Source organism: Variovorax sp. GW531-E2 (assembly GCF_059423125.1).
The window spans coordinates 22135-36144 of the sequence record NZ_JBWKXQ010000016.1; the positions used below are offsets into that span (position 1 = coordinate 22135).

Annotated in this window: 14 protein-coding genes and 1 pseudogene; all 15 read left to right on the top strand. The window is 66.8% G+C overall.

The window, feature by feature from the left end; all coding sequences use genetic code 11:
- A pseudogene (locus AC07XP_RS12205) lies at positions 1–354 on the top strand (pseudouridine synthase); the annotation flags it as partial.
- 152 nt (positions 355–506) lie between these two features.
- A complete protein-coding gene (ndk, locus tag AC07XP_RS12210; RefSeq protein ID WP_013542117.1) occupies positions 507–932 on the top strand; it encodes a nucleoside-diphosphate kinase in 426 nt (141 codons plus the stop codon).
- A 21-nt stretch (positions 933–953) separates the two neighbouring features.
- Positions 954–2123 carry a dual-specificity RNA methyltransferase RlmN gene (gene rlmN / locus AC07XP_RS12215; RefSeq protein WP_139706583.1) on the top strand — a complete coding sequence of 390 codons (1170 nt, stop codon included), beginning with the start codon at positions 954–956 and terminating at the stop codon, positions 2121–2123.
- 4 nt (positions 2124–2127) lie between these two features.
- Positions 2128–2979 (top strand): type IV pilus biogenesis/stability protein PilW, encoded by an 852-nt coding sequence (gene pilW, locus AC07XP_RS12220; RefSeq protein ID WP_095745652.1) that lies wholly within the window; start codon positions 2128–2130, stop codon positions 2977–2979.
- Complete coding sequence (locus AC07XP_RS12225) at positions 2972–3901, top strand: helix-turn-helix domain-containing protein (RefSeq protein WP_390343413.1); 930 nt, start codon at positions 2972–2974, stop codon at positions 3899–3901. The genes pilW and AC07XP_RS12225 overlap by 8 nt, the downstream gene beginning before the upstream one ends.
- Positions 3898–5178 carry a flavodoxin-dependent (E)-4-hydroxy-3-methylbut-2-enyl-diphosphate synthase gene (ispG, locus tag AC07XP_RS12230; protein ID WP_495264809.1) on the top strand — a complete coding sequence of 427 codons (1281 nt, stop codon included), beginning with the start codon at positions 3898–3900 and terminating at the stop codon, positions 5176–5178. The genes AC07XP_RS12225 and ispG overlap by 4 nt, the downstream gene beginning before the upstream one ends.
- 15 nt (positions 5179–5193) lie before the next feature.
- The gene (gene hisS, locus AC07XP_RS12235; RefSeq protein ID WP_095745649.1) at positions 5194–6504 is read left to right on the top strand and encodes a histidine--tRNA ligase; all 1311 of its coding nucleotides are present in this window, start codon (positions 5194–5196) and stop codon (positions 6502–6504) included.
- 6 nt (positions 6505–6510) lie between these two features.
- Positions 6511–7203 (top strand): YfgM family protein, encoded by a 693-nt coding sequence (locus AC07XP_RS12240; protein ID WP_159271539.1) that lies wholly within the window; start codon positions 6511–6513, stop codon positions 7201–7203.
- A gap of 12 nt (positions 7204–7215) precedes the next feature.
- A complete protein-coding gene (gene bamB / locus AC07XP_RS12245; protein ID WP_495264810.1) occupies positions 7216–8358 on the top strand; it encodes an outer membrane protein assembly factor BamB in 1143 nt (380 codons plus the stop codon).
- 66 nt (positions 8359–8424) lie between these two features.
- On the top strand, positions 8425–9768 hold the full coding sequence (gene der, locus AC07XP_RS12250) for a ribosome biogenesis GTPase Der (RefSeq protein ID WP_495264811.1): 1344 nt from the start codon (positions 8425–8427) through the stop codon (positions 9766–9768).
- A gap of 164 nt (positions 9769–9932) precedes the next feature.
- Positions 9933–10178 (top strand): RNA chaperone Hfq, encoded by a 246-nt coding sequence (hfq, locus tag AC07XP_RS12255; protein ID WP_056582504.1) that lies wholly within the window; start codon positions 9933–9935, stop codon positions 10176–10178.
- A gap of 53 nt (positions 10179–10231) precedes the next feature.
- Positions 10232–11401 carry a GTPase HflX gene (gene hflX, locus AC07XP_RS12260; protein WP_495264812.1) on the top strand — a complete coding sequence of 390 codons (1170 nt, stop codon included), beginning with the start codon at positions 10232–10234 and terminating at the stop codon, positions 11399–11401.
- A 74-nt stretch (positions 11402–11475) separates the two neighbouring features.
- The gene (gene hflK, locus AC07XP_RS12265) at positions 11476–12864 is read left to right on the top strand and encodes an FtsH protease activity modulator HflK (RefSeq protein WP_495264813.1); all 1389 of its coding nucleotides are present in this window, start codon (positions 11476–11478) and stop codon (positions 12862–12864) included.
- 17 nt (positions 12865–12881) lie between these two features.
- Positions 12882–13769 (top strand): protease modulator HflC, encoded by an 888-nt coding sequence (gene hflC, locus AC07XP_RS12270; protein WP_062480758.1) that lies wholly within the window; start codon positions 12882–12884, stop codon positions 13767–13769.
- Between the two features lie 37 nt (positions 13770–13806).
- Positions 13807–13995, top strand: coding sequence for a DUF2065 domain-containing protein (locus AC07XP_RS12275; protein ID WP_062480756.1), 189 nt, complete (start codon positions 13807–13809; stop codon positions 13993–13995).
- Positions 13996–14010 lie beyond the last annotated feature (15 nt).

The window sequence follows — 14010 nt, forward strand, 5'->3', positions numbered from 1 at the left end:
GGTCGGCCGCCGCGCGGCGTGCGCGGCGGGCGCGGTGGTCCCAACCGGGGCGGCGGCAACGGCGGTCCGCCACAGCAGGGACGCCGCGGCAACGCCGGTCCAGGCAGCCGTCAGGGCGGCCAGGGGCAAGGGCAGGGCGGCGGTGGCAACCGGTCGGCGGGTGCTGGCGGTGGCGGCGGTGCGAACCAGCCCGATCCGATGAAGACCTCGCTCGGCTACATCGGCGCCGACAGCTTCTCGCGCCAGCGCAAGGAGCAGCGCGGCGGCCCGGGACGTCGCGGCGGTGGTGGCGGCTCGCAAGGCGGCGGTGGTGGCTTTGGCGGTGGTGGCGGCGGACGCCGTCGCGGACGCTGAAAGCCAGCCGTCGGAGCGCGGCCTTTCGCGGGGTTTTCACCAATCCCGCAGGTCGCGCCGGTTAAAATCAGAGGCTTTGTCGACGTGCCACGAAACAAACTCGTTGCAGTTGTGACAAAACACTTCAAAATCAAAGCTCAGGAAGCATTTCAATGGCTATCGAACGTACCCTTTCCATCATCAAGCCCGACGCCGTCGCCAAGAACGTCATCGGCAAGATCGTTTCCCGCTTCGAGGCTGCCGGCCTCAAGATCGTCGCCGCCAAGCTGGTTCACCTGTCGCGCAACGAAGCCGAGCAGTTCTACTCGGTGCACAAGGAGCGTCCCTTCTTCAAGGACCTCGTCGAGTTCATGATCTCGGGCCCCGTGTTCGTGCAAGTGCTCGAAGGCGAGAACGCCATCGCCAAGAACCGTGACCTGATGGGCGCCACGGACCCCAAGAAGGCAGCCGCCGGCACCATCCGCGCCGACTTCGCCGACAGCATCGACGCCAACGCCGTTCACGGCTCGGACGCGCCCGAAACGGCTGCCAACGAAGTGTCGTTCTTCTTCGCCGGCCTCAACGTCTACGCACGTTGAAGCCGTTGCTCGCCTGAATTCATGACCACAGCCAATCTGCTCGAATTCGATCTCGACGGGCTGGCTGCGTTCTGCGAAAAACTCGGCGAGAAAAAATTCCGCGCCACGCAGCTGTTCCGCTGGATCCACCAGCGTGGCGCCAGCGACTTCACCCAGATGACCGATCTGGCGAAGTCGCTGCGCGAGAAACTCGCAACCACCGCGCGCGTGGAGGCCCTGTCGGTCCTCACGCAGCATGAATCCAAGGACGGCACGATCAAGTGGCTGTTCGACGTCGGCGGCGGCGATGCGGTCGAGGCCGTGTTCATTCCCGAAGACGATCGCGGCACGCTGTGCGTGTCGTCGCAGGCCGGTTGCGCTGTCGGCTGCCGCTTTTGCTCGACCGGGCATCAGGGCTTCAGCCGCAACCTCACCACGGGCGAAATCGTCGCCCAGCTCTGGTTCGCCGAGCACTTCCTGCGCAAGCACCTCAAGCGCGACGAGCGCGTCATCTCCAACGTGGTGATGATGGGCATGGGCGAGCCGCTGCAGAACTACTCGGCGCTGGTGCCCGCCTTGCGCACCATGCTCGACGACAACGCCTACGGGCTGTCGCGTCGCCGTGTCACCGTGTCGACCTCCGGCGTGGTGCCGATGATCGACCGCCTGGGCACCGATTGCGCCGTCGCCATGGCCGTCTCGCTGCATGCGCCCAACGATGCGCTGCGCGACGACCTCGTGCCGCTCAATCGCAAGTACCCGATCGCCGAACTGCTCGAGGCCTGCAAGCGCTACCTCGTGCATGCGCCGCGCGACTTCATCACCTTTGAATACTGCATGCTCGACGGCGTGAACGACCAGCCCGAGCATGCGCGCCAGCTGATCGAGCTCGTGCGCAAGCACGATGTCTCGTGCAAGTTCAACCTGATTCCGTTCAACCCGTTCCCGGCGTCGGGCCTGCTGCGCTCGCCGCAACCGCGTGTGCTGGCCTTTGCCCGCACGCTGAGCGAAGCGGGCCTCGTGACCACCGTGCGCAAGACGCGCGGTGACGACATCGATGCCGCCTGCGGACAGCTCGCCGGTGACGTGAAAGACCGCACCCGTGCGGCCGAGCGCATGGCCCAGCGCCGTGCGGCGGTGGCCGAGCGTCCCGTCGTTCTGCACCCGACCCGCGCCAAGACCCCCAAGACCACCGTTCCCCAGGAGCATTGACGCAATGAGCATGGCCTTTCCGACGACGACCGCGAGCGTGCAGCGAGTGCTGAGCGCAGGAATCGCGAGCGTCGCCGTGGCGCTTCTTCTCGCGGGCTGCGTCAACACGCGAACCACCACCACCGGGCTTGTCGGCAGCGGGGCCGACAGCGGTACCACTGCCGTGACCGACGTCGACGAAAACAACCGTCGCCGTGCCCGCCTGCGGATGGAGCTGGCGGCCGGCTACTTCGAGCACGGCCAGCCCTCGGTCGCCCTCGAAGAGCTCAAGCAGGTGCTGGCCATCGATCCGAACTACGCCGACGCCTACAACCTGCGCGGCCTGGTCTACATGCGGCTGGACGACGCCGGCCAGGCCGAAGACAGCTTCCGCCGCGCGGTCGCGATCAATCCGCGCGACGCCAACACGCGCCACAACTACGGCTGGCTGCTGTGCCAGCAGAACCGCTACGGCGACGCCGCGCAGCAGTTCGCCGCGGCACTGGCTGTGCCCAGCTATGCCGACCGCGCCAAGACGCTCATGACCCAGGGGGTGTGCGAGCTCAAGGCCGGCCAGCGGCCGCAGGCGGAGCGCAGCCTCCTGCAGGCCTACGAGCTCGATGCCGGCAATCCGGTGGTCGGCTTCAACCTGGCCTCGGTGCTGGCGCAGCGCGAAGAATGGTCGCGCGCGCAGTTCTACGTCCGCCGTGTCAACAACAGCCCCTCGGCCAATGCCGAGACGCTCTGGCTCGGCATCAAGATCGAACGGAAGCTCAACAACCGCGAGGCTGTCGCGCAGCTGGGCGGTCAACTGCAACGACGTTTCCCTCAATCGCGGGAGGCAATGGCGTACGAGCGCGGGAATTTCAATGACTGAACGGGTTTCGGAGTTCGGGACGTCCGCGGCGCTGCCGCTGGCAGAAGGCGACGTCGCGCACAAGACGGCCGGTGACATGCTGCGCGAGGCGCGCGAAGCGCATGGCCTGCACATCGAGATGGTGGCCGCGGCGCTCAAGGTGCCGCCGCAAAAGCTGATCGCACTCGAGGCCGACGACATCGCCTCGCTGCCCGACCCGGTGTTCGCCCGGGCCCTGGCCAGCAGCGTGTGCCGCGCACTGCGCATCGATCCGGCGCCAGTGCTTGCCAAGCTGCCGGGCGCACAACGCGCACCGCTGGCCGAAACCAACCGCACGCTGAATGCCCGCGTCGTGTCCGACACGCCGCGCTGGAACGGTGGACGCTCCGGCGGCCTGCCGTCGCGCGCGCTGCTGACGGTCGTGGTGCTGCTCTTGATCGGCGCCGGCGTGCTGTTCTGGATGCCGCAATCGGCGTTCGACCAGATCGGCGCCTCCGTCGCGCGGCTGACCGCAAAGAATGAGGGCGAGACCATGCCGCCGCCCGCCGATCCGGCCGATGTCTCGGAGCCCGTGCCGACGCAGGCCGTGGCGCCGACCGGCCCGGTGGGCGCCGCCCCGGCCGCCGGCGTGGCGGCTGCCGCGCCAGCCGCCCCGGCCTCCGCGCCCCTCGCGGCCGTCGCCAACACCAGCACCGCCAGCAGCCAGCAGCTCGTCTTCGTGGCGCGCGAGGAATGCTGGATCACCGTCACCGAAGCTGGCGGCAAACAGTTGCTGCGCCGCAGCCTGCAGGTCGGCGAGACCGTCGGGCTGTCCGGCACGCTGCCGCTGTCCGTGGTGGTGGGGCGTGCATCGGCCGTCGATGTGCAGGTGAACGGAAAGCCCTACGATCTGAAGCCTGTCACCCGCGGCGGCGGCGTGGCGCGTTTCGAGGTGAAATCGTGACAACCGACTGCACTCCCCAACCCATCGAATCGGCGGCGCCCAAGGCGCGCTGCTCGCGCCAGGCCAGCGTGGTCTGGGGCCCGCGCATCGTCACGGTGGGGGGCGACGCGCCCACGCGCGTGCAGTCGATGACCAACACCGACACGGTCGATGCCATCGGCACCGCGATCCAGGTCAAGGAGCTCGCCATTGCGGGCTCCGAGATGGTCCGCATCACCGTCAACACGCCCGAAGCCGCCGCCCAAGTGCCCTACATCCGCGAGCAGCTCGACCGCATGGGCATCGACGTGCCGCTGATCGGCGACTTCCACTACAACGGCCACCGCCTGCTCACCGACTATCCGGCCTGTGCCGAGGCGCTGAGCAAGTACCGCATCAACCCCGGCAACGTGGGCAAGGGCGACAAGAAGGACAAGCAGTTCGGCCAGATGATCGACGCGGCCATGCGCTGGAACAAGCCGGTGCGCATCGGCGTGAACTGGGGCAGCCTCGACCAGGAACTGCTCGCCAGCCTGATGGACACCAACAGCCAGCGCGCCGAGCCCTGGGATGCCAAGCAGGTGATGTACGAGGCGCTGATCACCTCGGCCATCGAATCCGCGAAGCTCGCCGAGTCGATGGGCATGGCCGGTAACCAGGTCATCCTGTCGTGCAAGGTGAGCGGCGTGCAGGACCTGATTTCGGTCTACCGCGAACTCGCAAAGCGCTGCGACAACCCGCTGCACCTGGGCCTGACCGAAGCCGGCATGGGCACCAAGGGCACGGTGGCCTCGGCCACGGCGCTGTCGATCCTTCTGCAGGAGGGCATCGGCGACACGATCCGCGTGTCGCTCACGCCGCAGCCGGGCGAGTCGCGCACGCAGGAAGTGCTGATCGCCAACGAAATCCTCCAGGCCCTGGGCCTGCGCGTGTTCGTGCCGAGCGTCACGGCCTGCCCGGGCTGCGGCCGCACCACGAGCACCACCTTCCAGGAACTGGCCAAGCAGATCGACGACTACCTGCGCCTGCAGATGCCGGTCTGGCGCAAGAAGTACCCCGGTGTCGAGACGCTGAAGGTGGCTGTCATGGGCTGCATCGTCAACGGCCCCGGCGAGAGCAAGCACGCCGACATCGGCATCAGCCTGCCCGGCACGGGCGAAGCACCGGCCGCGCCGGTCTTCATCGACGGCGAAAAGGCCCTCACGCTGCGCGGCGACAATATCGCCAACGAGTTCCACCAGCTCGTCGAAACCTACATCGAAAAGCGCTTCGGCAGCGAACACGCTGTCCTGGCCTGACACCTCCGCAGACTCATGGCTGAAAAACTGAATGCCGTCAAAGGCATGAACGACATATTGCCGCCCGAATCGGCGCGCTGGGAGTGGCTCGAAGCCACCGTGCGCGACCTGATGGGGCGCTATGCGTACCGCAACGTTCGCACCCCGATCCTGGAGCACACGGCGCTGTTCGTGCGCGGCATCGGCGAGGTGACGGACATCGTCGAGAAGGAGATGTACGCCTTCGAAGACCGTTCGGACAAGCATGGGCAGTCGGAGCACCTGGCGATGCGCCCGGAGAACACGGCCGGCCTCGTGCGTGCCGTGATCGAGCACAACATGCTCTACGAAGGGCCCAAGCGCCTCTGGTACACGGGCCCGATGTTCCGCCGCGAAAAGCCGCAGCGCGGGCGCTTCCGCCAGTTCCACCAGATCGGCGCCGAGGCGCTTGGCTTCGCCGGCCCCGATGTCGACGCCGAACTGATCCTGCTGGCCACCGCGCTGTGGAAGGCCATCGGCCTGACCGATGTGCGCCTGGAACTCAACAGCCTGGGCCAGCCGGCCGAGCGCGCGCTGCACCGCGCCCAGCTCATCGCCCACTTCGAACAGCACGCCGACAAGCTCGACGAGGACGGCAAGCGCCGCCTGCACAGCAACCCGCTGCGCATCCTCGACACGAAGAATCCGGCGATGAAAGAGGTGGTCGAGTCGGCGCCGAAGCTGATCGACTTTCTCGGTGCCGAATCGCTGGCGCACTTCGAGGGGCTGCAAGCCATCCTCAAGGCCAACGACATCGCCTTCACGATCAACCCGCGCCTCGTGCGCGGGCTCGACTACTACAACCTCACGGTGTTCGAGTTCGTGACCGACCGCCTCGGCGCGCAGGGCACGGTGTGCGCCGGCGGCCGCTACGACGACCTCATCGCGCAGATCGGCGGCAAGCCGGCGCCCGCCGTGGGCTGGGCCATCGGCGTTGAGCGCGTGCTCGACCTGCTGAAAGAGCAGGGCGCCGAAGTGCCGGCACCGGTGCCCGATGTCTATGCCATCGTGCCTGATGCCGCTTCGATGCCTGTCGTGCTGCGCGCCTTGCAGCAGTTGCGCGAAACCGGCGTGCGCGTGCAGATGCACGCCAGCACCGCCGAAGGCCTTGCGAGCTTCAAGGCGCAGATGCGCAAGGCGGACGCCAGCGGCGCCGCCTACGCCCTGATCTTCGGCGCCGATGAACTTGCACGCGGTGAAGTGACTCTCAAGGCCTTGCGCGACGCCAGCGTTGCGCAGTCCGCCCGTTCACTTGCTGAAGTGACCACCTGGGCCGCCACCCTACAATCGCCGGCTCCCAACCTCTGACAGCGCATGGCCACCCATCTCGACCTCGAAGAACAGGAACAGCTCGACCAGCTCAAGCATTTCTGGAACACCTACGGCACCCTGATCACCTGGACCGTGCTGCTCGTCGCCGGCGCCTTCGTGGCCTGGAATGGCTGGCAGTACTACCAGCGCACCAAGGCTGCCCAGGCCGCGGCCCTCTATGACGAGGTCGAGCGCAGCACGCAGTCGGGCGACGTCGAGCGTATTCAGCGCGTGATGACCGACATGAAGGACCGCTTCGCTGGCACCGCCTACGCGCAGCAGGCCGGCCTGCTGGTCGCCAAGACGCTGTTCGACAAGGGCAATGCCGATGGCTCGCGCGCCGCGCTGGGCTGGGTTGCGCAGAACGCCGTCGACCCAGGTTACCAGGCCATCGCCAAGCTGCGGCTCGCGGCCGAGCTGCTCGACGCCAAGTCTTACGACGACGCGCTCAAGCAACTCGACGGCAAGGTGCCGACCGAATTCGAACCGCTGGTGGCCGACCGCAAGGGCGACATCTACATGGCGCAAGGCAAGCGCGACGAGGCGCAGGCCGAGTACCGCAAGGCCTGGACCGGCCTGGGCGCCGGCTCGGACTACCGCCGGCTGGTCGAGATCAAGCTCAACGCGGTCGGTGTCGACCCGAAGACCCTGGCGCCGACCGTCACCGTGACGCCCGCCGTCCCCAAGAACTCCTGATCGCACACCCTCATGAATTTCAAGCGTTTCATGCCTGAATCGACCGCCCTGCGCGCGGGTTCTGCTCTTGTTCTGGTAGCGCTCTTGGCCGCCTGCTCGGGCTCCGGCAAGCCCAAGCCCGCCGAGCTGCCGGCCAACCCGTCCCTGATGGGTGTGCGCCAGGCCTGGAACGTGCGGATTCCGGGCGTCGAATTCCCGCTCACCGCCGATGTCAGCGGTGACATCGTGACCGTGGCCGGCAGCGACGGCACGGTCGTCGCCATCGATGCCCGCGCCGGTCGCGAAACCTGGCGCGCCAGCGCCGGCGCGCCGCTGGCGGCCGGCGTCGGCAGCGACGGCTCGCTGACGGCCGTGGTCACCACCAACAACGAGGTGGTCGCCATCGAGAACGGCAAGGTGCTGTGGAAGCAGCGCCTGTCGGCCCAGGCCTTCACCGCACCGCTGGTGGCCGGCCGCCGCGTCTTCGTGCAGACCGCCGACCGCAGCGTCAGCGCCTGGGACGGCCAGAGCGGCCGTCGCCTGTGGCAGCAGCAGCGCCCGGGCGAAAACCTCGTGCTGCGCAAGTCGGGCGTGCTGATCGCGGTCGGCGACACGCTGGTCGCCGGTCTGGGCGGCCGACTCGTCGGCATGAACCCCGGCAACGGCAGCTCGCGCTGGGAAGCCCCCATCGCCGCCCCGCGCGGCACCAACGACGTGGAACGCCTGGTCGACCTGACCGGCAGCGTGAGCCGCTACGGCGACACGGTCTGCGCACGTGCCTACTACGCCAGCGTCGGCTGCGTCGACACGCTGCGCGGCCAGCTGCTCTGGAGCAAGCCGGCCTCGGGCGCCGACGGCGTGAGCGGCGACGAGCGCTTTCTCTATGGCACCGAATCGGATGGCAGCGTCACCGCCTGGCGTCGCGCCGACGGCGAACGCGCCTGGCAGATGAGCCGCCTGAAGAACCGCGAACTGACCGCACCGCTGGCCGTGGGCCGCTTGCTGATCATCGGCGAGAGCACCGGCACGCTGCACTTCGTGTCGCGCGAAGACGGTGCGCTGCTGAACCGCGTCACGCCTGACGGCTCGGCCATCACCGTGACGCCGGTCCTGGCCGGCAACACGGTGGTCGTCGTGACCGCCAAGGGCGGTGTCTTCGGCTACCGTCCTGAATAATCATTTTTTGTCTTTCTCTTACTTCCAAGGCCCGACCATGAAAACCGCGCCATCGAAAGGCCGGCCATGAAGCCGGTCGTGGCCCTGGTCGGCCGTCCCAACGTCGGCAAGTCGACGCTCTTCAACCGCCTGACCCAGACGCGCGACGCCATCGTCGCCGACTTCGCCGGCCTCACGCGCGACCGCCACTACGGCAACGGCCGCCTGGGCAAGCACGAATTCATCGTGATCGACACCGGCGGCTTCGAGCCCGATGCCGGCAGCGGCATCTACAAGGAAATGGCCAAGCAGACGCGCCAGGCCGTGGCCGAGGCCGATGTCGTGATCTTCGTGGTCGATGCCCGCGAAGGCCTCTCGGCGCAAGACCACGACATCGCCAACGAGCTGCGCCGGCTGGGCAAGCCCTGCGTGCTGGCGGCCAACAAGGCTGAGGGCATGCACGACGGCACCAAGCTGGTCGACTTCTACGAGCTGGGTTTCGGCGACGTGCACGGCGTGTCCGCAGCGCACGGGCAGGGCATGCGCGACCTGGTCGAGCTGGCGCTTGGGCCGCTGAATCTGGCCGACCCGGACGACGAGGAAGACGAAGACGACGTCAACAAGCCGATCAAGCTGGCCGTGGCCGGCCGGCCCAACGTCGGCAAGTCGACGCTGATCAACACCTGGCTCGGCGAAGAGCGCCTGGTGGCCTTCGACATGCCCGGCACGACGCGCGACGCCATCTCGGTGCCGTTCGAGCGCAACGGCCAGCGCTTCGAGCTGATCGACACCGCCGGCCTGCGCCGCAAGGGCAGGGTCTTCGAGGCGATCGAGAAGTTCTCGGTGGTCAAGACGCTGCAGGCCATCGAGTCGGCCAACGTCGTGCTGCTGCTGCTCGACGCCACGCAGGGCGTGACCGACCAGGACGCGCACATCGCCGGCTACATCCTCGAAAGCGGACGTGCCGTGGTGATCGCCATCAACAAATGGGACGCGGTCGACAGCTACCAGCGCGAGCAGATCCAGCGGCAGATCGAAACCCGCCTGCCGTTCCTGAAGTTCGCGTCATTGCATTTCATCTCGGCCATCAAGCGCCAGGGCCTGGGCCCGGTGTGGCAGGCCATTGCACAGGCCCACAAGTCGGCCACGCGCAAGATGTCGACGCCGGTGCTGACGCGCCTGCTGCTGGAGGCGGTGCAATTCCAGGCGCCCCAGCGCGGCGGCATGTTCCGGCCCAAGCTGCGCTATGCGCACCAGGGCGGCATGAATCCGCCCGTGATCATCATTCACGGCAATTCGCTGGAGCATGTGACCGACGCCTACAAGCGTTTCCTGGAAGGGCGTTTCCGCAAGGAATTCGACCTCGTGGGCACGCCCTTGCGGATCCAGTTCAAAAGCTCGCAGAATCCGTTCGTGGACAAGGACAACTGAGGGCGCTTGGCTGCCGATGGCAGCCGTTGAGCCGCAGCAGGAGCGGAAGTTCCGTCTTTTGAGAACCGTTATTTTCTCAAGGCTTTTGACCCCGATTGCTGCGGCGCAGAAACCCTGTGTTAAGGTCATCTCTCCAACAACTACTCTTGAACACGGAGAATATCGTGAGCAATAAAGGGCAACTTCTGCAAGACCCGTTTCTGAACACCTTGCGTCGCGAGCATGTGCCGGTTTCCATTTATTTGGTGAACGGCATCAAGCTGCAAGGCCAGATCGAGTCTTTCGATCAATACGTCGTGTTGCTTCGCAATACAGTGACGCAAATGGTCTACAAGCACGCCATTTCCACCATCGTGCCGGGTCGTGCCGTCAACTTCTCGGCCAACGAGAACGACGACGCCGCCGCCTGATCGCGCGGAGCGCGGCGGCAACCCCGCCGCGCTTTTTCCATATCTGATTCCGCTTGTCTGATTCGATCCCCCGCCAGGAAGGCGCCGCCGTTCTCGTCGGTGTCGATTTCGGGCTGCCCCATTTCGACAGCGAGCTCGAAGAACTCGGCCTGCTCGCACAAACCGCGGGCCTGACGCCCGTTGCCCGCCTGGCCTGCAAGCGCAGGGCGCCCGATGCGGCGCTGTTCGTCGGCAGCGGCAAGGCCGAAGAGATCAAGGAGCTCGCCGCCATGCACCGGGCGAGCGAGGTCATCTTCGACCAGTCCTTGAGCCCTGCGCAGCAGCGCAACCTCGAACGCCAGCTCGATGTCGCGGTCTACGACCGCACCTTCCTCATCCTCGAGATCTTCGCCCAGCGCGCCCGTTCGCACGAAGGCAAGCTGCAGGTCGAGCTGGCTCGTCTGCAGTACCTGAGCACGCGGTTGGTCCGTCGCTGGTCCCACCTGGAGCGCCAGACCGGCGGCGCAGGTGTGCGCGGCGGCCCCGGCGAAAAGCAGATCGAACTCGACCGCCGCATGATCAACGAGTCGATCAAGCGCACGCGCGAACGCCTGGCCAAGGTGCAGAAGCAGCGCAGCACGCAGCGCCGCCAGCGCGAGCGCCGCGAGACCTTCAACATCTCGCTCGTCGGCTACACCAACGCGGGCAAATCGTCGATCTTCAATGCGATGGTCAAAGCCCGCGCCTATGCGGCCGACCAGCTGTTCGCCACGCTCGACACCACCACGCGCAACCTCTATCTGGGCGATGCGCGCCGGCAGGTGTCGATCTCCGACACGGTGGGCTTCATCCGCGACCTGCCGCACGGCTTGGTCGATGCGTTCAAGGCCACCTTGCAGGAAGCGGTCGATGCCGACCTGCTGCTGCATGTGATCGACGCCTCCAACCCGCACTATCCGGAGCAGATGGCCGAGGTCCAGTCGGTGCTGCAGGACATCGGTGCAGGCGACGTGCCGCAACTGCTGGTGTTCAACAAGCTCGACGCCCTTGAAAGCGCGCAACATCCGCTGCATCTGCAGGACGAGATGGAAATCGACGGCGTGCAGGTTCCCCGCATCTTCCTCAGCGCCAAGACTGGTGAAGGCCTGCCGTTGCTGCGGGCCGAGCTGGCCCGGCAGTCGGGTTCCGTCGCCGATACGATGACCCCTGAGGCGGACGCTGAATTGCACGATGCGGCCCCTTGATTGGGCACAATCCCGCCACTGACACGAGAACGAAGCGAATGAATGCAAAGCCAGCGCGGAGAGGGTTTCTGGGCATGTTCAACCTGAACGATGGCCGATGGGGTCGCGGCGACGAGCCGTCCTCCAACGGCGACCGCCCGGCCGGCAACCGGCCGCCCGATGCCGATCCCCCCGGCGCCCCGATCCCGCCGCCTTCGAGCGGCAACCAGAACAACAACGGCAACGGCAATCGCCCGCGCGGCCAGGGCCCGAACCAGGGCCCGAACCAGGGCCCGCCCGACCTCGACGAACTCTGGCGCGACCTCAATCGCAAGCTCGGCGGTTTCTTCGGCGGCGGCAAGGGTGGCGGCAATCGCCCCAACGGCACCGGCGGCGGTGGCGGCAACGGCTACAAGCCCGACATGAAAAACGCCGGCTTCGGCATCGGCCTCGTGGCCGCCGTGGCGGTCCTGATCTGGCTCGGCACCGGCTTCTTCATCGTGAACGAAGGCCAGCAGGCCGTGGTCACGCAATTTGGTCGCTACAAGTCGACGGTGAACGCAGGCTTCAACTGGCGCCTGCCGTACCCCATTCAACGCCACGAAGTGGTGGTGACCACGCAGATCCGTTCCACCGACGTGGGCCGCGACGCCATCGTGCGCTCCACAGGCCTGCGCGAATCGGCCATGTTGACCGAAGACGAGAACATCGTCGAAATCAAGTTCGCCGTGCAGTACCGCCTGAGCGATGCGCGCGCCTGGCTCTACGAGAGCAAGTCGCCCGCTGAAACCATCGTGCAGGTGGCCGAAAGCTCCGTGCGCGAAGTGGTCGGCAAGATGAAGATGGACGCGGCGCTCGCCGAAGAGCGCGACCAGATCGCACCCCGCGTGCGCGCACTGATGCAGACCATCCTCGACCGCTACAAGGTCGGTGTCGAAGTCGTCGGCATCAACCTGCAGCAGGGCGGTGTGCGTCCGCCCGAGCAGGTACAGGCTGCCTTCGACGACGTGCTCAAGGCCGGCCAGGAACGCGAGCGCGCCAAGAACGACGCCGAGGCCTACGCCAACAACGTCGTGCCGCTGGCCACCGGTACCTCGTCGCGCCTGAAGGAAGAGTCCGAGGCCTACAAGGCCCGCATCGTGGCGCAGGCACAGGGTGACGCCGGTCGCTTCAGCTCGGTGCTGACCGAATACCAGAAGGCGCCGCAGGTGACGCGCGACCGCATGTACACCGACGCCATGCAGCAGATCTACGCCAGCACGACCAAGGTGCTGGTCGACAGCAAGCAGGGCTCCAACCTGCTGTACCTGCCGCTCGACAAGCTGATGCAGCAAGGCGGTGGCAACACAGCCACGCCCGTGGATGCCGCCAGCCCCAGCGTGGCCGGCACCGCACCGACCCAGTCGTCGGTGATCCCGGTGGCGCCCGCCACCACCGACGTGCGCGCCCGTGACGGCCGCTCGCGTGACCGCGACGTGCGCTGAGAAAGGCCCGGAACAACATGAACAGAATCGGTTTCATCGCCACCTCGGTCCTCGTCCTGCTCGTGCTGCTGAGCTCGACCCTCTTCGTGGTCGACCAGCGCCAGTTCGGCGTGGTCTATGCCCTCGGCCAGATCAAGCAGGTCATCACCGAGCCCGGCCTCAACTTCAAGCTGCCGCCGCCGTTCCAGAACGTGTCGTACATCGACAAGCGCCTGCTGACGCTCTCGAGCCTCGACACCGAGCCCATGCTCACCGCTGAAAAGCAGCGCGTGGTGATCGACTGGTACGTGCGCTGGCGCATCTCCGACCCGCAGGCCTACATCCGCAACGTCGGCCTCGACGAGAACGCGGGCGCCATGCAGCTGAACCGCGTGGTGCGCAACGCCTTCCAGGAAAACATCAACAAGCGTACCGTGCGCGACCTGATCTCGGTGCGCCGCGAGGCCCTGATGGCCGACGTGCAGCGCGAAGTGCTGGCCGTGGTGAAGGGTGCCAAGCCCTGGGGCGTCGACGTGGTCGACGTGCGCATCACCCGCGTCGACTACGTGGAAGCCATCACCGAATCGGTCTACCGCCGCATGGAAGCCGAGCGCAAGCGCGTGGCCAACGAGCTGCGCTCCACCGGCACGGCCGAAGGCGAGAAGATCCGCGCCGACGCCGACCGCCAGCGCGAAGTGATCGTGGCCAACGCCTACCGCGACGCCCAGAAGATCAAGGGCGAGGGCGATGCCCAGGCTGCCGCGACCTACAGCGAGGCCTTCGGCCGCGATCCGCAGTTCGCCCAGTTCTATCGCAGCCTCGAGGCCTACAAGCAGAGCTTCAACAAGAAGAGCGACGTGATGGTGCTCGACCCGTCCTCGGACTTCTTCCGCGCCATGCAGAGCTCCGGCTCGGCGCGCAAGTAACAACAGGCCGTCCGTTTCCGCTGTCCTGCCTGGAGCCGTGAGCGCCGACACCTTCTGGAGCGCGTTGGCGCTGGTCCTGGTGATCGAAGGCATCCTGCCTTTCGTCTCGCCGGGCGGGTGGCGGCGCGGCTTCAGCCAACTGCTGCAGCTGCGCGATGGCCAGCTGCGTTTCTTCGGTCTTTGCAGCATCCTGCTGGGTTTGGTACTGCTCTGGGTTCTGGGGTAGCTCGGGCCCGGTAGA

Excerpts from the sequence above, each read along its gene's own strand:
- der (WP_495264811.1), top strand. The coding sequence starts at position 8,425 with ATGAAGCCGGTCGTGGCCCTGGTCGGCCGTCCCAACGTCGGCAAGTCG.
- AC07XP_RS12240 (WP_159271539.1), top strand. The coding sequence starts at position 6,511 with ATGGCCACCCATCTCGACCTCGAAGAACAGGAACAGCTCGACCAGCTC.
- pilW (WP_095745652.1), top strand. The coding sequence starts at position 2,128 with ATGAGCATGGCCTTTCCGACGACGACCGCGAGCGTGCAGCGAGTGCTG.
- rlmN (WP_139706583.1), top strand. The coding sequence starts at position 954 with ATGACCACAGCCAATCTGCTCGAATTCGATCTCGACGGGCTGGCTGCG.
- hflK (WP_495264813.1), top strand. The coding sequence starts at position 11,476 with ATGTTCAACCTGAACGATGGCCGATGGGGTCGCGGCGACGAGCCGTCC.
- hflC (WP_062480758.1), top strand. The coding sequence starts at position 12,882 with ATGAACAGAATCGGTTTCATCGCCACCTCGGTCCTCGTCCTGCTCGTG.
- hisS (WP_095745649.1), top strand. The coding sequence starts at position 5,194 with ATGGCTGAAAAACTGAATGCCGTCAAAGGCATGAACGACATATTGCCG.
- AC07XP_RS12225 (WP_390343413.1), top strand. The coding sequence starts at position 2,972 with ATGACTGAACGGGTTTCGGAGTTCGGGACGTCCGCGGCGCTGCCGCTG.
- ndk (WP_013542117.1), top strand. The coding sequence starts at position 507 with ATGGCTATCGAACGTACCCTTTCCATCATCAAGCCCGACGCCGTCGCC.
- bamB (WP_495264810.1), top strand. The coding sequence starts at position 7,216 with ATGAATTTCAAGCGTTTCATGCCTGAATCGACCGCCCTGCGCGCGGGT.